This window comes from Streptomyces sp. NPDC058240 (genome assembly GCF_042882135.1).
Lineage (GTDB): Bacteria > Actinomycetota > Actinomycetes > Streptomycetales > Streptomycetaceae > Streptomyces.
This window is the reverse complement of record NZ_JBHVWT010000001.1, coordinates 434,616-454,238: the sequence shown is the minus strand read 5'-3', so window position 1 is coordinate 454,238 and position 19,623 is coordinate 434,616. Positions and strand designations below refer to the sequence as shown.

At 72.1% G+C, this 19,623-nt stretch carries 19 protein-coding genes and 1 riboswitch; of the genes, 10 read left to right on the top strand and 9 right to left on the bottom strand.

Annotated features, from left to right (window positions below; all coding sequences use genetic code 11):
- Positions 1–67 precede the first annotated feature (67 nt).
- The 6 genes from ACFVX4_RS02045 to ACFVX4_RS02020 form a co-directional block, all read right to left on the bottom strand.
- Entirely contained in the window at positions 68–814 is a 747-nt protein-coding gene (locus tag ACFVX4_RS02045) for a hypothetical protein (RefSeq protein ID WP_389971011.1), read from the bottom strand.
- A 281-nt stretch (positions 815–1,095) separates the two neighbouring features.
- Complete coding sequence (locus tag ACFVX4_RS02040; protein ID WP_389971008.1) at positions 1,096–1,959, bottom strand: ECF transporter S component; 864 nt, start codon at positions 1,957–1,959, stop codon at positions 1,096–1,098.
- On the bottom strand, positions 1,911–3,623 hold the full coding sequence (locus ACFVX4_RS02035) for an ABC transporter ATP-binding protein (RefSeq protein ID WP_389971005.1): 1,713 nt from the start codon (positions 3,621–3,623) through the stop codon (positions 1,911–1,913). The genes ACFVX4_RS02040 and ACFVX4_RS02035 overlap by 49 nt, the downstream gene beginning before the upstream one ends.
- Positions 3,620–4,777, bottom strand: a complete 1,158-nt coding sequence (locus ACFVX4_RS02030) for an energy-coupling factor transporter transmembrane protein EcfT (RefSeq protein WP_389971002.1) — start codon at positions 4,775–4,777, stop codon at positions 3,620–3,622. The genes ACFVX4_RS02035 and ACFVX4_RS02030 overlap by 4 nt, the downstream gene beginning before the upstream one ends.
- The gene (locus tag ACFVX4_RS02025; protein ID WP_389970999.1) at positions 4,774–5,469 is read right to left on the bottom strand and encodes an SCO2322 family protein; all 696 of its coding nucleotides are present in this window, start codon (positions 5,467–5,469) and stop codon (positions 4,774–4,776) included. The genes ACFVX4_RS02030 and ACFVX4_RS02025 overlap by 4 nt, the downstream gene beginning before the upstream one ends.
- Positions 5,466–6,740 carry a prenyltransferase/squalene oxidase repeat-containing protein gene (locus ACFVX4_RS02020; RefSeq protein WP_389970996.1) on the bottom strand — a complete coding sequence of 425 codons (1,275 nt, stop codon included), beginning with the start codon at positions 6,738–6,740 and terminating at the stop codon, positions 5,466–5,468. Before ACFVX4_RS02020 ends, ACFVX4_RS02025 begins: the two co-directional genes overlap by 4 nt.
- A gap of 109 nt (positions 6,741–6,849) precedes the next feature.
- Positions 6,850–6,985: riboswitch (cobalamin riboswitch) on the bottom strand.
- A gap of 105 nt (positions 6,986–7,090) precedes the next feature.
- Here ACFVX4_RS02020 and ACFVX4_RS02015 point away from each other — a divergent pair.
- Entirely contained in the window at positions 7,091–7,660 is a 570-nt protein-coding gene (locus ACFVX4_RS02015) for a DinB family protein (RefSeq protein WP_389970993.1), read from the top strand.
- Positions 7,661–7,709: 49 nt separating this feature from the next.
- Here the strand turns inward: ACFVX4_RS02015 and ACFVX4_RS02010 are convergent, their stop codons facing one another.
- A complete protein-coding gene (locus ACFVX4_RS02010; RefSeq protein WP_389970990.1) occupies positions 7,710–8,750 on the bottom strand; it encodes an MBL fold metallo-hydrolase in 1,041 nt (346 codons plus the stop codon).
- Positions 8,751–8,975: 225 nt separating this feature from the next.
- Between ACFVX4_RS02010 and ACFVX4_RS02005 the strand changes: the two genes are divergently transcribed.
- Both ACFVX4_RS02005 and ACFVX4_RS02000 read left to right on the top strand, forming a co-directional pair.
- On the top strand, positions 8,976–10,436 hold the full coding sequence (locus ACFVX4_RS02005) for an aldehyde dehydrogenase (protein ID WP_389970987.1): 1,461 nt from the start codon (positions 8,976–8,978) through the stop codon (positions 10,434–10,436).
- A complete protein-coding gene (locus ACFVX4_RS02000; RefSeq protein ID WP_389970984.1) occupies positions 10,436–10,669 on the top strand; it encodes a ferredoxin in 234 nt (77 codons plus the stop codon). Before ACFVX4_RS02005 ends, ACFVX4_RS02000 begins: the two co-directional genes overlap by 1 nt.
- 99 nt (positions 10,670–10,768) lie before the next feature.
- On the opposite strand, the gene ACFVX4_RS01995 is transcribed toward ACFVX4_RS02000, so the two are convergent.
- Both ACFVX4_RS01995 and ACFVX4_RS01990 read right to left on the bottom strand, forming a co-directional pair.
- Positions 10,769–11,245 (bottom strand): hypothetical protein, encoded by a 477-nt coding sequence (locus ACFVX4_RS01995; RefSeq protein WP_389970981.1) that lies wholly within the window; start codon positions 11,243–11,245, stop codon positions 10,769–10,771.
- 335 nt (positions 11,246–11,580) lie between these two features.
- The gene (locus tag ACFVX4_RS01990; protein ID WP_389970978.1) at positions 11,581–13,203 is read right to left on the bottom strand and encodes an alpha/beta fold hydrolase; all 1,623 of its coding nucleotides are present in this window, start codon (positions 13,201–13,203) and stop codon (positions 11,581–11,583) included.
- Between the two features lie 473 nt (positions 13,204–13,676).
- Here ACFVX4_RS01990 and ACFVX4_RS01985 point away from each other — a divergent pair, with 473 nt between their 5' ends.
- The 7 genes from ACFVX4_RS01985 to ACFVX4_RS01955 all read left to right on the top strand — a co-directional run bounded on the left by ACFVX4_RS01985 (position 13,677) and on the right by ACFVX4_RS01955 (position 19,563).
- Positions 13,677–14,663, top strand: coding sequence for an urea transporter (locus tag ACFVX4_RS01985; protein ID WP_389970975.1), 987 nt, complete (start codon positions 13,677–13,679; stop codon positions 14,661–14,663).
- 4 nt (positions 14,664–14,667) lie between these two features.
- Positions 14,668–14,973 (top strand): urease subunit gamma, encoded by a 306-nt coding sequence (locus ACFVX4_RS01980; protein ID WP_266691068.1) that lies wholly within the window; start codon positions 14,668–14,670, stop codon positions 14,971–14,973.
- Positions 14,974–14,991: 18 nt separating this feature from the next.
- Positions 14,992–15,405, top strand: coding sequence for an urease subunit beta (locus ACFVX4_RS01975; protein ID WP_389970972.1), 414 nt, complete (start codon positions 14,992–14,994; stop codon positions 15,403–15,405).
- Positions 15,405–17,129 (top strand): urease subunit alpha, encoded by a 1,725-nt coding sequence (gene ureC / locus ACFVX4_RS01970; protein WP_389970969.1) that lies wholly within the window; start codon positions 15,405–15,407, stop codon positions 17,127–17,129. The genes ACFVX4_RS01975 and ureC overlap by 1 nt, the downstream gene beginning before the upstream one ends.
- A gap of 55 nt (positions 17,130–17,184) precedes the next feature.
- Positions 17,185–17,883, top strand: coding sequence for an urease accessory protein UreF (locus tag ACFVX4_RS01965; protein ID WP_389970966.1), 699 nt, complete (start codon positions 17,185–17,187; stop codon positions 17,881–17,883).
- A gap of 100 nt (positions 17,884–17,983) precedes the next feature.
- Positions 17,984–18,625: an urease accessory protein UreG gene (gene ureG / locus ACFVX4_RS01960; RefSeq protein ID WP_389972058.1), complete on the top strand. Its 642-nt coding sequence runs from the start codon at positions 17,984–17,986 to the stop codon at positions 18,623–18,625.
- Positions 18,622–19,563 carry an urease accessory protein UreD gene (locus ACFVX4_RS01955; RefSeq protein ID WP_389970963.1) on the top strand — a complete coding sequence of 314 codons (942 nt, stop codon included), beginning with the start codon at positions 18,622–18,624 and terminating at the stop codon, positions 19,561–19,563. Before ureG ends, ACFVX4_RS01955 begins: the two co-directional genes overlap by 4 nt.
- The last annotated feature ends 60 nt before the right edge of the window (positions 19,564–19,623 follow it).

The following is a 19,623-nucleotide window of genomic DNA, read 5'->3' as shown; positions in this document are numbered from 1 at the left end:
GGAGTGGGGGAACCCCGGCCGGTCGTCCGGCCGGGGCCCGCGTCGCCGGGGCGACGGGGGGCGTGCCTCAATACGGCACGTGGGTGGGGAAGGTGGCGGTGGGGCTGAACAGCGCCGCGTATCCCTCCTCGTGGTGGCGGCGGTGCCGCCCGGACCGGCCGATGTCCGCGACCGGGGTCGCGAGCGTGAGCAGCCCGTCGTTGGCGAGTTCCTGTACGCGCATCAGCAGTGCGCGTACCTCCAGGCCGAGTTCGGCGGCCACCGTCTGCAGATCGAGACCGGACTCCCAGCTCCACAGCAGCACGGAGTCCATGCTCGGCGACCAGACGACGGTGTTCTCCATCTCGACGGGCGGAGACGGCGACGGGATGTAGGCAAGGGTCCCGGTCGTGGCCGGCGCAGGGGCCGGGGCCGGGGGCGCAGCCGGTGGTGTGGCGGGCTGCGGGGCCTTGGGCGGCGGTGAAGAAGGGGTCTCGTCGGCCGGGTGCGGCAGGGCGTTCTCCTGCACGGCGGCAGGCTCCGCCGCCGATTCGCCCGCCGGGGACGAGGGCCGGTTCAGGAGCTCCTCGGCCAGGGACCGTGCCTCGGTGCGGCCGACGGTGCGTCGTGCTAATCGCACTTCGCGTTCGTTCAGGCCCATCATGTCCGCGATCGATCCGTCGTCACCGACCGTGACGGCGAAGGCGGCCAGCGTCCTGCTCCGCTCCGCCTGCATTTCGTCCAGCAACGCCTGTGCCTGGCGCATGCGTTCGTCGCTGGCGCAGAAAGCTTCCGCCAGGACGGTGTTCCGCTCCCAGAATTCTCGTGGTTCCACGAGATTCACAACGCGCCGGTGGCCGCCGGGAAAGGATGGACAAGCCAAATGCGCCTAGATGGCCTAACCGGTAATTATGTTGGCCAAATGATATCAAGTGCCCTATTCGCTCGGGTGGGTGACCGGGGCGGGGGCCGAGGCCGGGGCGGGGGGCCGCATGGGGCGAAGGCCCCGACCGGTGGTCGGGGCCTTCGTACGGGGAAGTCGGCGGTGCCGGCTCAGTACCAGCTGTTGGACTGCCAGAAGGACCGGGCGGCGCACGGGCTGTCCTGTGGGAGCCCTCACTCGCGGGGGCCGTCGAATGTGACCTGGGCCTCGAAGTTGGCGCGGCGGGTGGCCCGGCGCAGCGCCTTCAGCAGCGCCGGACCGACGGCCAGGGTCAGTACCGCGGTGAGCACCGCCCGGCCCAGGTCCCAACCGAGCGAGGTGGCCGCGCAGTACGCGAGGAAGCGGACCAGGTTGTCGGCCAGCGGGTCGCCCGGGTGGAAGGCGATGCCCGAGCCGAGACCGGGCACGATCGTCCAGCCGTAAAGGTTCATCACCGTGCCGTACGCGAACGACGCCACGAACCCGAACCCCGCCAGCATCAGCAGCTCGCCCCGCCCGCGCAGCCGGTCCGGGCCCGGCAGCAGGCCCGCGCCCATCGCGAACCAGCCCATCGACAGCATCTGGAACGGCATCCACGGCCCCACACCACCGGTGAGCAGCGCCGAGGCGAACATGGTCACCGAGCCGAGCACGAAGCCGAAGCCGGGCCCGAGCACCCGGCCGCTCAGCACCATCAGGAAGAACATCGGCTCCAGCCCCGCCGTGCCCGCCCCCAGCGGGCGCAGGGCCGCGCCGACCGCGGCCAGCACCCCCAGCATCGCCACCGCCTTCGCGTCGAGACCGGAGTCCGCGATCATCGCGACGACGACCCCGACCAGCAGCGGCAACAGCGCGGCGAACAGCCACGGCGCGTCCCGGGAGTGCGCCAGACCGGCGCCGGGGCCGGCCAGCAGCGGCCAGCCGAACGCGACCACACCGATCGCGCTGACGAGGACGAGCGCGGCGATCGCGCGCGGCCCGAGCCGTACCGGCCGCGCCTGGGGCGCGCTCACGACGGCTCTCCCAGCGCGGCGCGCACCTGTGGCACGGTCAGCCATTCCTGCGGGGCGAGGATCTTCGCGGTCTGCGGGGCGAACGCCGGCGACGAGACCACCACCTGCCGGGTCTCCCCGTCCGCGACGGTCTCCCCGTCGGCGAGGATCACCACCCGGTGCGCCAGCTCGGCGGCGAGCTCCACGTCGTGCGTGGCCAGGACGATCGCGTGGCCGTCGGCCGCGAGGCCGCGGAGCACCCCGACCAGCCGGGTCTTCGCCGCATAGTCCAGACCGCGGGTCGGCTCGTCCAGGAGCAGCAGTGGGGGCCGCGCGGTGAGCACGACGGCCAGGGCGAGCGCGAGGCGCTGGCCCTCGGAGAGATCGCGGGGGTGGGTGTCGTCCGGCACGCCCGGCAGCAGTTCGGAGACCAGGGCCCGGCAGCTGCCGGGGGCGGCGCCGGCGTCGCTGTCGGCCGCGGCGCACTCGGCGGCGACGGTGTCCGCGTACAGCAGATCGCGCGGCTCCTGCGGTACGAGCCCGACCCGGCGCACCATCTGGCGCGGCTCGGTGCGGTGCGGGGTCCGGCCGCCGACCAGGACGGTGCCGGTGGTGGGCTCGACCATGCCGACGAGCGTGGCCAGCAGGGTGGACTTGCCCGCGCCGTTGCGGCCCATCAGGGCGACGGTCTCGCCGGGGGCGACGGTGAGCGTCACCCGGCGCAGCGCCTCGACCCGCCCGCGCCGTACACCGAGCCGCTCGACCCGGGCCGTGGCGCCGACGGTCGGCTCGGGAACGTCGGCGGTCTGCGCGCCGCGGCCCAGCAGCCGGGCGAGGGCGCCGCGCCGTACGGGGGAGGGCGCGAGGGGCAGCGGTGCGGGAGCGGCCACCGGCTCCGGGGCGGGCGGGCGCACCGACGCCAGCCGCTCGCGCAGGTCCGCCGCCCGGCGCCGGGCGTCGCGGACCGAGAGCGGCAGCGGCTCCCACCCCGCCAGCCTGCCCAGCGCGACGACCGGCGGGTGGACCGGGGAGACGGCCATGACGTCCGCGGGCGCGCCCATGACCGGGGCGGCCCCCGGCGACGGCAGCAGGACGACCTGGTCCGCGTACTGCACCACCCGCTCCAGCCGGTGCTCCGCCATCAGGACCGTCGTGCCCAGGTCGTGCACCAGCCGTTGCAGCACGGCGAGGACCTCCTCGGCCGCCGCCGGGTCCAGCGCGGACGTCGGCTCGTCGAGGACCAGCACCTTCGGGTGCGGGGTGAGGACGGAACCGATCGCGACCCGCTGCTGCTGGCCGCCGGAGAGCGTGGCGATCGGCCGGTCGCGCAGCCCGGCGAGCCCCAGCAGGTCCAGGGTCTCCTCGACCCGCCGCCGCATCACGTCGGGGGCCAGGCCCAGCGACTCCATGCCGTACGCCAGCTCGTCCTCGACCGTGTCGGTGACGAAGTGGGAGAGCGGGTCCTGGCCCACCGTGCCGACCAGATCGGCGAGTTCGCGCGGTTTGTGGGTACGGGTGTCGCGCCCGTCGACCGTGACCCGGCCGCTCAGCGTGCCACCGGTGAAGTGCGGCACCAGACCCGAAACGGCACCCAGGAGCGTCGACTTGCCGACCCCGGACGGACCGACGAGCAGCACCAACTCACCCTCGGGGACGGTCAGATCGACCCCGGAGAGGGTGGGGCGCTCCGCCCCCTCGTAGCGCACCGAGACCTGCTCGAACCGGATCACTGGATCTCCTTGGATTTCGGGGCGCCCGCCGACGGCGGCACTGGCGCCACCACCGCGGGCAGCAGCCCGATCAGCACCGCGGCCGCGGGCCACAGCGGAAGCACCGGCGCGACCAGCGGTACGACTCCGGGGTGCAGCGCCGCCCCGTCGACACCGCCCGCCCAGATCATCGCCACCGCCACCACGACACCCGAACCCGCCACCAGCCAGGCCCGCGCACCCCACCGGTCGGGCCGGTAGCGGGTACGGACCGAACGGGCCCCGCCGAGCCGCAGCCCGGCCATCGCGGCGACGAGCCCGGTGATCAGCAGCGGCAGCCCGTACACCGCGCCCTGCGCGGCCAGCAGACCGTACGTACCGGCACACACCCCGAGCAGCCCGCCGAGCGTGAGCACGTTCGTGGTGTGCCGGACGGCGGTCGGGACCCGGGCGGTACGCCCGTATCCGCGCGCGTCCATCGACGCCGCCACCGCGACCGACCGCTCCAGCGCGCCCTCCAGGACCGGCAGGCCGATCTGGAGGACCGCCTTGATGCCCCCGGTCGGACGGCCCCGCAGCCGCCGTGCGGTGCGCAGCCGCAGCACGTCGGCGACCATGTTCGGCGCGAACGTCATCGCGACGACGACGGCGACGCCCGCCTCGTACAGCGCGCCCGGCAGCGACTTCAGCAGCCGGGCCGGGTTGGCGAGCGAGTTCGCCGCACCGATACAGATCAGCAGCGTGGCCAGTTTCGCCCCGTCGTAGAGCGCGAAGAGCAACTGCTCGGCGGTGACCCGGCCGCCGATCCTGACCCCCTTCGCCCAGTCGGGCAGCGGCACTTCGGGGAGCGTGAACACCAGGTGCGTGCCGGGGATCGGCGAACCGAGAAAGACGGAGAAGATCAGCCGCACAGCGACGACGAACAGCCCGATCCTGATGAACGCCCCGTACGAACGGGCCCACGGCGCGTCCGTGCGGCGCGCCGCCACGACGTAACCGGCCACCCCCACCAGCAGCCCGAGGAGCAGCGGATTGGTGGTCCGGGAGGCGGCGGTGGCGAGGCCGAGCGCCCACAGCCACCAGGCCCCGGCGGGAAGGGCGTTGCTCCGGTTCGCCTCGGGGGCGCGCAGCGGACGGCGGCGCGCCAGGACCGCGGAGCTGGTCGAGGCGGTCATCCGCGGCGGCGGCGGGCCTGCACGACCGCGGCGATGCCGAGGAGGAGAACGGCGCCGACACCGACGAGCACCCCGGCGGACGGGCCGCCGCCGGAGCCGCCCGAGCCGGTGGCGGCCGCGGATCCGGCCGGTGAGGCGGAGGCGGAGGCGGAGGCGGACGCGGCAGGCGTGCCGTGCCCGTCGCCGGAGACCTGTTCGCCGCAGCCGGAGGCCGGGTAGCCGGTGATCGCGCAGAGCATCGCGTCGCTGCTGTACCGCAAGGGCTCGGCCACCGAGGCGAGCGCCTCCGCGGCGCTCGCCTCGGGGTCGACCCGCGCGCACGCGGTGCGCAGCGCGGGCGGTGTCCCACCGGCCGGGGCGTCACCGGCCGTGCCCGGGTCGATGACGAGCGCGATCCGCTTGGTGCCGTCCTGGGCCGGGGTGTTCGCGCAGATCTTCGTGAAGTCGGGGGCGCGGCGCGGCTTCGCCGAGTCCTGGGAGTCCTCGCTCACCGAGAACCGGAAACCCTGCACCGCCCCGTCGTCGGGCCGGACCAGGGACGGGCCCTGGGCGGCGTACGTCCAGTCGGAGCCGGAACCTTCCCAGAACGACCAGTACCGGTAGCCGGCCGCCTGGGCCGGACCCGCGCCGAGCACGGCCAGGACGGCGCCCAGGACCACCAGCAGCGCGGTGGCCCTTCCCGTGCGCCTCACGGCTGCCTGTTCTTCCGGCGACCACTGATCAGGAAGAACGCGATTGCCGCGAGGACGAGGGCGATGCCGATGTACCACCACACGCCCCCGATCACGTCGTCGCCGCTGTGGACCTGGTCCTTCTCGGTGGCCTCGTACCCGGTGTCGGCGGACGGGTCGGGCGTCACGACGGCGGCGGGCGCGGGGCCGGCCGCGTTCAGCCGGGCGACCAGGTCGACGCCGCCGAAGTCCCGGGCGTTGTCGCCGGTCGAGTGGGCGGCCAGGATCAGCTGGGCGTAGGCGGCGGGGCCGTTCTGGGCGGCCCAGTCCGCGGAGTTCTTCTTCAGCCAGCCGATCGCCCCGGCCGCCTTGTCCTGGTGCCCGGCCGCGGACAGCGCGACGACCGCGTCCGCGGTGTTGCCGAAGTCGGGCTGCGGGGTGGAGTCGGTGGCACCCGGCATCGGCGCCTGGTTCAGGTGGCCGTTCCCGGCGAGGGCGCCGGTGAGGTAGCGGGCGCCGTTCTGGGCGGCCTGCTCGGGCGTGAGGCCGGAACCGGGGTGGCAGCTGGGCGCCTTGCCCGCGGCGTTGTTCCCGACGGCCAGTGCCTTGCCCATCGCGCCGAGCACGGCGGCCGCGGTGGCGTCCGCGTTCGCGACGAGCTTCCCCTTCTTGTCGGGCTGGTAGGCGAAGGCGCCGCCGTCCTTGCCGCCGCACGGGATCGCGAGCGCGAGCAGCGGGTCGTACGGGGTCTTGCCGCCGGGGGTCGTGATGTCCGCGAGCCGCTGCCCCTGCCGGGCGAGGGCGCCGATCACCAGGGAGGTGGAGTTGGCATCGCTGGGCGCGCCCGCGGTGTAGCCCCAGCCGCCGTCCTCGTTCTGCACGGACTTCAGCCAGCGCACCGAGTTGTTCACGGTCTCCCGGTGTCCGCCGACCTCGACCAGCGCCTGGGTGGCGGCCGCGGTGGCATTGGTGTCCCGCATCGTCTTCGCCTCGCACGGCTTGGAGACATCGGGCCGGAACGCGGCGTAGGAGCCGTCGGCGCACTGCTGGGAGATCAGCCAGTCCACCGACTTCGCGGCCGGTGTGACGCCTTCGAGCCGCTGGGCGAGGAAGGCCAGAGACTGCCGCCACACCCCGTCGTAGGTGGGGTCCTTCGTGCCGTACAGCCCGGCCGGCAGTGCGGCGGACGGCGAGGGCGAGGGGGACGGCGCTGCGACCGCGACCGGCGCTGCGGCCGCGCAGAGCACGGCGGCGGTGGCGGCGAGCGTTGCTGCGCTGCGGCGTACGGTCATGGCGGGCGGGGCCTCTCCTGCGGGGTGAACCGGGCACAGGCACGCTCAGGCACCAGGCTCCGGCTCCGTATACCTCGACGGTGCCGACCACCGGTGGGTCCGGTGGTCCGAGCCGGTCACGACCGCGGACAGGGCATTCCGACTCACCGTCTGCGACGACGGCTCACGGCTGCGTGGTCAGTGCCGGATTCGCACCGGCTTCCCCCTGAACGGGCATGATGACGACCCGCACACTCTACCGGGCGGCCCCGGCCGGGCCCGGGGCGGCTTCGGCTCGACGGCAACACGGAAAACCCACTGGCGGGCAACGGGGGAAACCCACTGGCGAGTTCGGCCCCGAACGGACGACCATGTCTCGCATGAGCGATCAACCCGCACGCTGGACCCAGGCGACCGTCTACCCCGACATGTGGGCGGACCCGGACGACGACCCCCGCAGCAAGGAGGGCACGAGCCCGGAGGGCGAGCTCGCGACGCTCGCGGAGTATCTGACCGACTACCGGCTGACCCTGCGGATGAAGTGCGACGGCCTGGACGCGGAGCAGCTGGCCCGCCGGTCCGTCCCGCCGTCGACGCTGTCGCTGCTCGGCCTCCTGCGCCACCTCGCCGAGGTGGAACGGGACTGGCGCAACTGGATCACCGACGGCGAACCGCTGCCGAAGCTGTACGGCAAGCGTGACGCGGACTTCGACGGAGCCGTCGCCGAGCAGGCCGTGGTCGACGCCGCCTACGCCGATCTGGAGCGCGAGCAGGCCGCGACCGACGCCGCGCTGGCCGGGCACCCGGATCTGGGCGAGCGGCTGGGGAAGGACAAGATCTCCGTCCGGGAGCTGCTGGTGCACAGGATCGAGGAGTACGCCCGGCACTGTGGGCAGGCCGACCTGTTGCGCGAGTGCATCGACGGACGGGTGGGCCAGTGAGGCCCGGCCGGTGAGCTGAACCGTGCGGGGCGGCCCGCCCGCCCCGCACTCACACGGCTGTGTACGTCACCGGCTCGCTCCCCGGCACCGCCTCCGCGCGCCCGAGCTTCACCAGTCGGCGCAGATGCGCCTCGGCCTCCGAGACGGCGATGTTCCGGGAGCCGTGCGGGATCTGTTCCCAGGGCCGGTTCCACTCCATCCGCTCGGCCAGCTCCCACGGCGTCAGCGGCTCGGCCAGCAGCCCGAGCAGCCCGGTCAGCCGCTCCTCGTGATGGCCGAGGAGTTCCCGTACGCGCCCCACCGCGTCGGTGAAGGCGTACTGATGGGCGGGCAGCACCTCGGCGGCCCCGAGACGGCCGATGCGCTCCAACGAGTCGAGGTAGTCGCCGAGGGGGTCGGCGACCGTCGCGTCGTCCGGGTCCTCGTACAGCCCGATGTGCGGACTGATCCCCGGCAGCAGATGATCCCCCGAGAAGAGCCGCCCCCGGCCCGGCAGATTCCCCGGATGCTCCTCCTCCAGGTGCAGGCACACATGCCCCGGCGTGTGCCCCGGCGTCCAGATCGCCCGCAGCCTGCGCCCCGCCAGATCGAGCAGCTCACCGGGCACGATCTCCCGGTCCGGCAGCGCGGCCCGCAACCCCGGCAAGGTACGCATCCGCCCCCCGCCGGCCGCGGCGGCCCGCAACGGCGCGAGATGCTCCTCGGGCGCACCGACCGCCGTGAGCTTGGCCGCGAGATACGTCAGCCACCTGCCGGGTTCGGACTCCCGGGTACGGCGCACGATCGCGGTGTCCGCCGCGTGCATGGCGATCCAGGCCCCGGAAGCCTCGCGCACCTGCCCGGAGAGCCCGTGGTGGTCGGGGTGGTGGTGGGTGATGACCACCCCGTGGATGTCCGCCATCTCCGTACCGACGGCGGCGAGCCCGGCACCGAGCGTGTCCCACGCCTCGGGATCGTCCCACCCGGTGTCGATCAGGACCGGTCCCCGATCGGTGTCCAGGACGTGCACGAGGGTGTGGCCGAGCGGATTGTCCGGGATGGGCACCTTGATGCTGTGCACGCCCCCGCCGTGGTCGGTCACCTGCGTCATGAGGTCCCCATCTCTCCGGACGACGTGCGGCTCTGCGGCTCCGATGCGCCGCCCCCACTGTAACGAGAACTTGTTCCAGTAGTAGCCCCGGTCGACCATCTCGTCCGGGGTGCCGTCGTGCCCGTGGACTCCTGGAACTGGAACTGGTATCAGTTCTGACACAGAGTCAGATGTCGAGTCGGATACCGATTCGGGCAACGCGCCGGGCCGCGGGAGGCAGCAGCCATGACCGAGCTTGTCGAACACGGAAAACTGTTCATCGGCGGGGAGTTGGTCGATCCGCTGGGCCGGGACACGATCGAGGTCGTCTCGCCGCACACCGAACAGGTCATCGGCCGGGTGCCGCACGCCTGCGAGGCGGACGTGGACCGTGCCGTCGCCGCCGGGCGGTGGGCGTTCGACGAGGGGCCCTGGCCCCGGATGAGCCTGGACGAGCGGATCGCGGTGGTGACCCGGATCAAGGACGCGTTCGCCGTCCGGTACGAGGAGATCGCCCGGGTCATCAGCTCGGAGAACGGCACCCCGTACACGTCGAGCGTCATGGTGCAGGCGCTCGCCGCGATGATGGTGTGGGACTCGGCGATCACCGTGGCCCGCGAGTTCCCGTACGAGGAGCGGCGGACCGGGGCGCTGGGGCCGTTGCTGGTGCGGCGGGAGCCGGTCGGGGTGGTCGCGGCCGTGGTGCCGTGGAACGTTCCGCAGTTCACCGCTGCCGCCAAGCTGGCGCCCGCGCTGCTGGCCGGCTGCTCCGCCGTGCTCAAGGTCTCGCCCGAATCGCCGCTGGACGCCTACATCCTGGCCGAGATCGCCGCCGATGCCGGGCTGCCGGAGGGCGTGCTCTCCATCCTCCCGGCCGACCGCGAGGTCAGCGAGTACCTGGTCGGGCATCCCGGCGTCGACAAGGTGTCGTTCACCGGGTCCGTGGCCGCCGGGCGCCGGGTGATGGAGGTCGCCTCGCGCAATCTCACCCGGGTCACCCTGGAGTTGGGCGGCAAGTCCGCCGCCGTCATCCTCCCGGACGCCGATCTGGACGCCGCCGTCGCGGGCATCGTCCCCTTCGCCTGGATGATCAACGGCCAGGCGTGCGTGGCCCAGACCCGCATCCTCGTACCGCGCTCCCGCTACGACGAGACGGCCGAGGCGTTCGCCGCGGCGGCGGGTGCGCTGAAGGTCGGCGACCCGCTCGACCCGGCCACCGAACTCGGCCCCCTGGTCGCCCGGCGCCAGCAGCGGCGCTCGCTCGACTACATTCGGATCGGGCAGGACGAGGGCGCCAAGATCCTCACCGGCGGCGGCCGCCCGGCGTCCCAGGAACGGGGCTGGTACGTCGAGCCGACCCTCTTCGGCGACGTCGACAACTCGATGCGGATCGCCCGCGAGGAAATCTTCGGCCCCGTCATCTGCCTGCTGCCGTACGGAGACGAGGACGAGGCCGTACGGATCGCCAATGACTCCGACTACGGGCTCAGCGGCAGCGTCTGGACCGCCGACACCGAGCGCGGCATCGACATCGCCCGCCGGGTCAGGACGGGCACGTACAGCGTGAACACCTTCAGCCTCGACATGCTCGGCCCGTTCGGCGGGTACAAGAACTCCGGCCTGGGCCGGGAGTTCGGGCCCGAGGGGTACGGCGAGTTCTTCGAGCACAAGATGATCCACCTGCCGGCCGGATACGAGGGGGCGTGATGGGCGACCGCTGGACCGTCGAGGTCGACCGAGGGGTCTGCATCGGATCCGGGATGTGTGTGAACCACGCTCCGGGCGCCTTCGCCCTGGACACCGCCCGACAGTCCCGCCCGTCGGCCCCGGAGACCGACGCCGACGAGAAGGTCCTCGCGGCCGCGGAGGGGTGCCCGGTCGAGGCGATCACGATCACACTGACCGACTCGGGAGAGGTCGTCTTCCCACCGGAGGAGTAGACGACGGTTCTCCCTGCGAACGCGAATGAAACACGTGAAGTCGGCCCGTACCGGAACGAATCCGGTACGGGCCGACTCTATGTCTCCGCGCTGCCGGGATCAGCTCAACGTCTGGAAGCCCAGCGAGCCCGCAGTGCCCACGGCGACCCCGCTGCCCGAGATGTTCGGGTAGAAGTAGAACTGATCGTTGCCCCCGGTCGCCCAGACATCGGCCTTGGCGTCTCCGTCCGCATCCGGGACGGCCGTGATCAGCGGCCGGTTGGCAGGTGTCCAGCCGGTGCCGAGGACGACGGACGCCGACGTGAAACCGAGCCCCTCGCCGGAGTACCCCGTGCCCTCGAAGAGGTGTAGTCGGCCGGTGCCCCTGTCGCGGGCGATGAGGTCCACGTGCCCGTTCCCGGTGCAGTCCCCCGGCGCGACGAGGTCGTAGTCGGCCCATGACCCTTCACCGAGCAGGACAGGTGCCCGGCTCTGGTCGAGGTAGAAGGAATCGGAGCCGAAGTACAGCCAGAGCAGGTTGCAGTTGTGGAAGGCCAGGGGGGCCGTCTCCGACGAGGTGAAGCGGGGCGTGTTCATCGTGGGGACGCCAGACAGTTTTCGCCAGGAAGGGAAACCCCTCGCAGGGGCACTTCCCAAAGGTTTCTTTGTCGAGGTCGAGGAACTGTCACATGACGGAGGGTCAGGCGGCGGCAGGGGTGAGTGGATTGATCTGTCCGTCCAGCCGTCACGTCCCCTGAAGGCAGGGGAGTATCTGACGTCGGATGGGGAAATCGTCAGTCGGCAGTGGGTGAATGATCAGCTGAGATGCGGAAAGAGGCCCTGAGGATCTCCGCAGGTGCGGCCCTCGCCCGAGGCCCACGCCAAGACCTCCGGTGCGTGAGGCGGTGCGGCTTCGCCGTGCTCCCGCCGGCTCAGGCGTACCGGCGCAGCAGTCCGTCCACGTATGCCTCCAGCCGTTCCCCCAGTGCCTCGGGCGTCAGATCGTCCCGCCCCAGCTCGCGCCACGGTCCGGCCAGTTTCGCCGCGTCGGGGCAGTAGTGCAGGGCGTCGAGCAGCCGCCAGTACAGGTGGTCGGGGCCGGTGGCGAGGCCGTGGCCGCCCTGTGCCTCGTACCGGTCGCGGAAGTCCAGCCCGTACGCCGGTCCGTGCAGCAGGGCGAGCGCGGTCGAGCAGTGCGCCACGTCCAGGTCGGCAGGGCCCCACGAGGTCTCGACCCAGTCCACGACACCGGTGATCCGCAGCTCGGGCCCGGTTCCCGTGAAGAGCACGTTCCCGGGGTGGAAGTCGCGGTGCAGGAAGCGGCCTTCGTACGGCGGCGGGTCGCGGCGGATCACGTCCACGGCCCGCTCCCACAGGGGTCCGTCCGGGGTGTGGACGCGTTCCGCGGACGTCCATGCCTGGTAGGGGCGCGGCCTTTCGGCCGGTACGACGCCGTGGACGCGGACGAGTTGGGCCGCGAGCAGGTCCAGGCGCCGGTCGAGGTCGTCCCCGTCGACGCGGACGCGGCCCGGCAGCGCGGACATCAACAGGGTCGGGTGGTCGCAGTGTTCGGTGGTGGCGTCCACGGCGACGAGGCCGGGCGCGGGGATGGAGTCCTGTTCGGCGAGCAGCGCCAGGACGGACGCCTCGCGGTTCAGCAGCCCGGGCCCGTGGTGGCGGAAGAAGGGCTTCACGAAGGTGCGTTGCACCAGGTCCGTGCCGTCGTCGAGGGTGAGCCGGCGCATCTGGGAGCTCCAGCCGCCGACCAGGAGACGGGAGTCGGCGACCGAGCGGCCGGGGCCGATCTGCTTGGCCACCCACGCGCGCGTCGCCGTCCAGCCCCGGTTGTCGAGCCCGGTCAGCACCGCCGCCACGAACTCCCGCCGGTCGTCGCCGTGGTCGCCGAGCCACAAGCCCAGTTGGTGCGATGCGTCCGGCAGGTCGAGCCGTGTGTACTGGGCGCGCGCGGCCAGCGCTTCCTGTACGGCCTCGGCCACAGCCGGCGGGATCACCGCGTCCGTGCCCGGCACGGCGAGCACGGCCCGGCTCTCGTACGCCCGCAGCGTGTCGAGCGCGGGTGCCTCCCGCCAGCTGTCCGGCCGCCGGATGATTCCGCTGAACCGGCCGTTCCCGTCCCCGAAGGGCTCGTCCCACGCCTCGGCGGCGTACACGGCGGGCGCGCACAGTCCCATCGCCGCCACGCGGTCCCCGTAGTGCCGGGCGAGATCGGCCACCGTCTGCCCGCTCATGCTGAACCCCACCAGGACCAGCGGCCCGTCCGCCCCCGCGTACGCCTCGATCACCGCCACGGCCTGCTCGAACCGTCGCCGTAGGCTCAGCTCACCGAGCCTCCCGGTGCTTTCGCCGTGCCCGGAGAAGTCGAAGGCGATCGTGCGGCAGCCGTGGGCCACGAACTCCCGCACCAGCGGCAGCAGTCGCTCCTTGCTGCCGGTGCCCGCGCCGTGCAGCAACACGGCGGTGGTCCCGGACGGCTCACCGCCGTACACACCGCTGAGCCGTTCGCCGCCGTGGTCATGGGTGAAGTCGAGGAGCATGCCCCCATTCACTCACGAACCACTCACGCACGGCCTCTGTCCCCCGCAGGGGGGCGTAGCGTACGCCGGCTTTCTGTGGGGAGTGCCGGGTCGGCTCCCTTGTGCCGGAATTTAACCTAATTTCTTGTTGAATTTTATGCGTGTATGGAGCATGCGGTTGTGTGGGGCGGGGTGCTTTCGTGGGCTTGCCTTTCGGTCAAAAGGTGGATGTGGAATGTTCAACACCTGGCTAAGGATTTCGCCGCGGAGGGGGTTTGGGGTGACTGTCGGCGCGGCTTGGAGGGGCGTTTAGCTGGGGGTATCGCTGAGGGTTGATGAGGTGTCGCACTACGTGGTCGCATCTTGTCGATGCCTTTGTGTCGCTGCCGGGCGTACCGTCTCAACGGATTGTTGACCAAGATCCACATCTCCCGAATGTGGCGATGTGGATGTATTCGGTGTGCCCTCATTCGTCATGTCTCAAAGGAGAAGACGTGCCCGCAGCAGAACAGGCGGTGCGGATACGGGGCCGGGTATTTCCCCGGGGCCGGGCGGTTCCACGGACCGGGGCGGCGCAGTTGCGCGGCATCGCGCAGGTGGTGCTTGTCGGCAGTCCGTGGTCCGGGCTGCTGTTCGCGGTCGCGCTGTTCGTCGGCGGGTGGCGGCTCGGGGTGTTCGGGCTGCTCGGGACCGTCGCGTCCACCGGGGCGGCGGTTCTGCTCGGGGCCGACCGGAAGGGCGTGGAGCAGGGGCTTCAGGGCTACTGCGGGTGCCTGACCGGCATCGCCCTGGTGATCCGGCTCGGCGCCTCGTGGCGGACGGCCGTGCTGGTCGTGCTCGCGGCGGCGGTCTGCGCCGTGCTGAGCGGGGCGGTGGGCCGCCTGCTCACCCCCCTCGGGCTGCCCGTGCTCACGGCCCCCTACTGTCTGGTCGTCAGCGCCTTGACGGTCGCCCTGTCGACGGGCCCGGTCACCGTCGGCGCGACCGCGCGTGTGCCGGGGTTCACTGAGCTGACGGCCGCCGAAGCGGGGCGGGCGCTCTGCGCCAACATCGGCCAGATCTTCTTCCTCGACACGTGGTACGCGGGCCTGATCGTGCTCGCCGGGCTCCTTGTCGCCTCCCGGACCGTGGCGCTCGCGGCGGTGGGGGCCAGCGCCGTGGCGCTCGTGACAGCCTGCGCGGCCGGGCTGCCCGCCGCCTCGATCACCGACGGGCTGTACGGCTACAACGCGGTGCTCTGCGCCATCGCGCTGGGCGCCGTGTTCCTGACCCTCACCGCGTGGACCGCCGGTTACGCGGTACTCGCCGCCGTCGCCTCGGTCCCCTTCGCCGCCGCCTGGGAAGCCTTCGCCCAGTCGTTCGGCACAACCCCCTTCACCTGGCCGTTCACCGTGACGACCTGGCTCTTCCTGGCGGCCGGTCCGGCGCTGGACCGCCCCGGGCTCTCCTTCGGACAAGCACCTTCGAGAAAGCAGACGTGACGTCATGAACCTCGCACCGCGGGAAATCGACAAACTCCATGTCTACGTGGTCGCGGACCTGGCCCGCCGCCGCCGGGACCGGGGAACCAAGCTCAACTACAGCGAAGCCGCCGCCCTGATCACCGAGGCCGTCCTGGAGGCCGCCCGCGACGGCCACACCGTCGCCGAATGCATGGAGCTGGGCCGCAGGGTCGTCACAGGCGACGACGTGATGCCCGGCGTACGGGAGATGCTCACCGTCCTCCAGGTCGAGACGGCCTTCGTCGACGGGACGAAGCTGGTCACCTGCCACGACCCGATCAGCGCCTGAAAGACCGAGGAGACACAGATGTCGGGCGGAGCCCACTACCTCTACGGGGACGACCCCGTGGAGATCAACGCCAACCGGGCCAGGACCAGGCTCACCGTCGCCAACACCGGTGACCGTGCCGTCCAGATCGGTTCCCACTACCACTTCTTCGAGATCAACCGCGCGCTGCGTTTCGACCGCGAGGCCGCCTACGGCATGCGCCTGGACATCCCCTCCGGAACCGCCGTGCGCTTCGAGCCCGGCGACACCCGCGAGGTGGAGCTGTGCGCCTTCGCCGGCACCGGCCGGCTCACCGGCTTCGCCGGACTCGTCAACGGGGGCCTGTCCGCCCCGGACACCCGGCGCGACGCGCTCCGCCGCGCCGCGGAACTCGGCTTCATCCACTCCGACGCCGACAGCACCGAGACCGAGAACGAAGGGGACCGGGCCTGATGGCGATCATCCCGCGCAAGCAGTACACGGATCTGTTCGGTCCCACCGTGGGCGACCGGTTCCACCTGGCCGACACCAACCTGATCGTCGAGGTCGAGTACGACCACAATGCCGGTTCCTACGGGGAAGAGGCCGTCTACGGCGGCGGCAAGGCCATCCGGGACGGCATGGCCCAGGACCCGTCCGCGCTCAACCGCGAGGGCGCCCTGGACCTCGTCATCACCAACGTCGTCGTCCTCGACCCGGTCCTCGGCGTGGTCAAGGGCGACATCGGGGTCCGCGGCGGCCTGATCGTCGGCGTCGGCAAGGCGGGGAACCCGCACCTCCAGAGCGGCGTCGATCCCAAGCTCGTCATCGGCCCCGGCACCGAGGTGATATCCGGCGAGCACCTCATCGCCACCGCCGGGGGCGTCGACACGCACATCCACTTCATCGCGCCCCAGCAGGCCCAGGAGGGCCTGTCCAACGGCATCACCACCTTCTTCGGCGGCGGCACCGGCCCCACCGACGGATCCAACGGCACCACCTGCACCCCCGGCCCCTGGAACATCCACCGGATGCTGGAGGCCGTGGAGGACCTGCCGGTCAACGTGGGGCTGCTCGGCAAGGGGAACGGCAGCCTGCCCGAGGCACTGCGCGAGCAGGTCGAGGCGGGGGCCGCCGGGCTGAAGGTGCACGAGGACTGGGGCGCCACCCCCGCTTCGATCGACACCGCGCTGCGGGTCGCCGACGAGTACGACGTACAGATGGCCATCCACACCGACACCCTCAACGAGGGCGGTTTCTACGAGGACACCCTCTCGGCGATCGACGGCCGGACCATCCACACCTTCCACACCGAGGGCGCGGGCGGCGGCCACGCCCCCGACATCATCCGGGTGTCGGGCGAGGCCAACGTACTGCCGGCCTCCACCAACCCGACCCTGCCGTACACGGTCAACGCGGTGGACGAGCTGCTGGACATGGTGATGGTCTGTCACCACCTGTCCCGTGACATCCCCGAGGACGTCTCGTTCGCCGACAGCCGGGTCCGCGCCGAGACGATCGCGGCCGAGACCGTGCTGCACGACCTCGGGGTCATCAGCATCTTCTCCTCGGACTCCCAGGCCATGGGCCGGGTCGGCGAGTCCTTCGTCCGCGCCTTCCAGACGGCGCACCACTGCAAGGAGATGCGCGGTCCGCTGGCGGAGGACAGCTCCCGCAACGACAACGCGCGGGTCCTGCGCTACCTGGCCAAGCTGACGATCAACCCCGCGACGGCGGTCGGCGCCGCGGACGTGATCGGCTCCCTGGAGCCCGGCAAGCTCGCCGATATCGTGCTCTGGCCGATCCACTCCTTCGCCGCCAAGCCCAAGCTGATCATCAAGGGCGGCATGGTCAACTGGGCCCTGATGGGCGACCCCAACGCCTCCCTGCCGACGCCGCAACCGGTGTACTACCGACCGATGTTCGGCACCCACGGCCGCGCGAAGCAGCGCACCTCGGTGACGTTCATGTCGCAGGCGTCCATCGCCGCCGGGGTCCCCGAGGAGCTGGGGCTGCAACGGCGGATCGAACCCGTGCAGCGCTGCCGGACCATCGGCAAGCAGCACATGGTGCGCAACGACGCGCTGCCGCGCATCGAGGTGGACCCGGAGACGTACAAGGTCACCGTCGACGGAGAGCCCGCCACCATCGAGCCGGCCGAACGGCTCCCGCTCAACCACCTCTTCTACATCGTCTGACGACGGCCCGAACGCACGACGTCGTCCGACGACCCGCCCGAACGGAAACCCCGGTGTGAACGACCCGATACCGATCCCGGCCCTGCTGACCGGACTCCAGCTCACCGACTCGGCCTTCCCCAGCGGCTACTACACCCTCTCCCACGGCCTGGAGGGCTTCCAGCAGGCCCGCGCGGTCACCCCGTCCGGCCTGCCGGCGCTCCTGCACGACCTGCTGCGCCACAGCGTGGGCCCGGCCGACGCCACCGCCCTCGCGCTCGCCCACCGTGCGGTCACCGCCGACGACTGGGCGCAGGTGGTGGCCGTGGAACAGCGGCTGCACGCCACCAAGCTGGGCCGCGAGGCCCGGCAGGCCGCCGTCCGCACCGGACGGCAGCTGCTGGACCTGGCCGGCGAGGTGTATGGCACCGCGCAGATCGAGCGGTACCGGGTCCTCTACCGGGACGGCGCCGTACGCGGCTGCCAGCCGGTCGTCGCCGCCGTCGTCCACGCGGGCAACGGGCTGCCCGTCCGCCAGGCGGTCACCTGCGAACTGTTCGCCTTCGCGGCCAGTTTCGTGGGGGCCGCCATGCGGCTGCGGCTGACCGACCACCGCCGGGCGCAGGTCGTGCTGCACGGGGCCGCCCCGGTCATCGAGGAGACCGCCGACGCGGCCCTGGCACGCGAATTGGCCGACATCGGCGGCTGCGTCCCGGTGGCGGATGTCATGGCCGGCCGCCACGAGCGCGCCGAGGCACGGCTGTTCGCCAGCTAGCCCGCCCCTCGTACCCCTTCCACCGCACCTACACCACCAGGACAGGATCACCATGCACGACCCCATGCAGGCCAGGCACCACCACGACCACGACGAGCTCATGCGGCGGCCGAAGGACGGCGTACTGCGCGTCGGTGTCGCCGGACCGGTCGGCTCCGGCAAGACCGCCCTGATCGAAGCGCTCGTCCCGGTGCTGATCGAACGCGGCCGGACCCCCGCCGTCATCACCAACGACATCTTCACCACCGAGGACGCCGCACACGTGCGCCGCACCCTGGCCGGAATCCTCGACGAGGACCGGATCGTCGGCGTGGAGACCGGGGCCTGCCCGCACACCGCCGTCCGTGACGACCCGACGATGAACCAGGCGGCCGCGGACGAACTCCTGGAGCGCTTCCCGGAAGTGGACACCCTGCTCTTCGAGAGCGGCGGGGACAACCTGACCCTCACCTTCAGCCCCGCGCTGGTCGACCTGTTCCTGTTCGTGCTGGACACCGCCGAGGGCGACAAGATGCCGCGCAAGCGCGGTCCGGGCATCACCGAGTGCGAACTGCTCGTCATCAACAAGGTGGACATCGCCCCCTACGTGCGGTGCGATCTCGGTGTCATGGAGTCGGACGCCCACCGCGTCCGGGACGGCCGGCCGGTGGTGCTGACCAACTCGCTCACCGGAGAGGGCCTCGGCACCATCGCCGACTTCCTCCTGTCCCACGAAGCCGCCCAGGAGACGGCTTCCGCATGACCGAGGCGCCCGCGCGGCTGGATCCCGCGCACTACGAACCCCGTCGGGTACCGGCCCGGATGCTCGACCTCACCGGCACGCCGGACACCCTGGCCGCCGGGCGCCCCGGCAAGGTCGGTCTGCTCGAACTGCGCTACGTACGGGTGGGCGGGCGGACCGAGCTCGTCGACCGGTACCAGAAGTCACCGCTGCAGATCATGCGCCCGCTGTACATCGACCCGGCGCGGCCCGACCTCCCGGTGACCTATCTGATGTCGACCGGGGGCGGCATCATCCAGGCCGACCGTAACCGGATCGACATCGACTGCGGCCCCGGCACCTCGCTCCACCTGACCACACAGGCCGCCACCAAGGTGCACCGGATGGAGTTCGACCACGCGACCCAGGTCGTCAACCTCACGGCCGGCGAAGGGAGTTACGTCGAATACCTGCCGGACTCCCTGATCCCCTACCGGGACGCCCGCTTCTACCAGCACACCCGGCTGACCGTCGACCCGACCGCCACCGTGCTGCTCGGCGAGACGATCGCGGCCGGACGGCTGGCCCGCGGCGAACGGCACGCCTACCGCATGCTCTTCAGCGACCTGGAGATCCAGCGCCCTGACGGGACGCTCCTGGCCGTGGACACCGTCCGCCTCGATCCGCACGGACCCGGCCCGGTCACCGGGCCCGCCGTCTTCGCGGACCACGACCTGATGGCCACCCTGTACGCGGTCACCCCGCTCGCCCCCGCGGCCCGGGTCGCCGACACGCTCCACGAGGCGCTCGCGCCGACCGGCCTGGCCTTCGGAGTGAGTACCCTGCCCGACGACTGCGGGGCCTGGGTCCGGGTCGTCGGCAGCGACCCGCCCGCCCTCACCCGGGCGATGCGCGCCGCGTGGGACGCCCTGCGGCAGTCGCTCATCGGCGTCCCGGCCCCGGACCTGCGCAAGACCTGACCGCGCAGGACCTGGTCGCGCAGGGCAGGCCCTCGCGCGGGACGGGCCTCGCGCCGGACA

Excerpts from the sequence above, each read along its gene's own strand:
- ACFVX4_RS02005 (WP_389970987.1), top strand. The coding sequence starts at position 8,976 with ATGACCGAGCTTGTCGAACACGGAAAACTGTTCATCGGCGGGGAGTTG.
- ACFVX4_RS02040 (WP_389971008.1), bottom strand. The coding sequence starts at position 1,959 with ATGGCTGACCGTGCCACAGGTGCGCGCCGCGCTGGGAGAGCCGTCGTG.
- ACFVX4_RS02000 (WP_389970984.1), top strand. The coding sequence starts at position 10,436 with ATGGGCGACCGCTGGACCGTCGAGGTCGACCGAGGGGTCTGCATCGGA.
- ureC (WP_389970969.1), top strand. The coding sequence starts at position 15,405 with ATGGCGATCATCCCGCGCAAGCAGTACACGGATCTGTTCGGTCCCACC.
- ureG (WP_389972058.1), top strand. The coding sequence starts at position 17,984 with ATGCGGCGGCCGAAGGACGGCGTACTGCGCGTCGGTGTCGCCGGACCG.
- ACFVX4_RS01990 (WP_389970978.1), bottom strand. The coding sequence starts at position 13,203 with ATGCTCCTCGACTTCACCCATGACCACGGCGGCGAACGGCTCAGCGGT.
- ACFVX4_RS01995 (WP_389970981.1), bottom strand. The coding sequence starts at position 11,245 with ATGAACACGCCCCGCTTCACCTCGTCGGAGACGGCCCCCCTGGCCTTC.
- ACFVX4_RS01975 (WP_389970972.1), top strand. The coding sequence starts at position 14,992 with ATGTCGGGCGGAGCCCACTACCTCTACGGGGACGACCCCGTGGAGATC.
- ACFVX4_RS02015 (WP_389970993.1), top strand. The coding sequence starts at position 7,091 with ATGTCTCGCATGAGCGATCAACCCGCACGCTGGACCCAGGCGACCGTC.
- ACFVX4_RS01980 (WP_266691068.1), top strand. The coding sequence starts at position 14,668 with ATGAACCTCGCACCGCGGGAAATCGACAAACTCCATGTCTACGTGGTC.
- ACFVX4_RS02020 (WP_389970996.1), bottom strand. The coding sequence starts at position 6,740 with ATGACCGTACGCCGCAGCGCAGCAACGCTCGCCGCCACCGCCGCCGTG.
- ACFVX4_RS02010 (WP_389970990.1), bottom strand. The coding sequence starts at position 8,750 with ATGACGCAGGTGACCGACCACGGCGGGGGCGTGCACAGCATCAAGGTG.
- ACFVX4_RS02030 (WP_389971002.1), bottom strand. The coding sequence starts at position 4,777 with ATGACCGCCTCGACCAGCTCCGCGGTCCTGGCGCGCCGCCGTCCGCTG.
- ACFVX4_RS01955 (WP_389970963.1), top strand. The coding sequence starts at position 18,622 with ATGACCGAGGCGCCCGCGCGGCTGGATCCCGCGCACTACGAACCCCGT.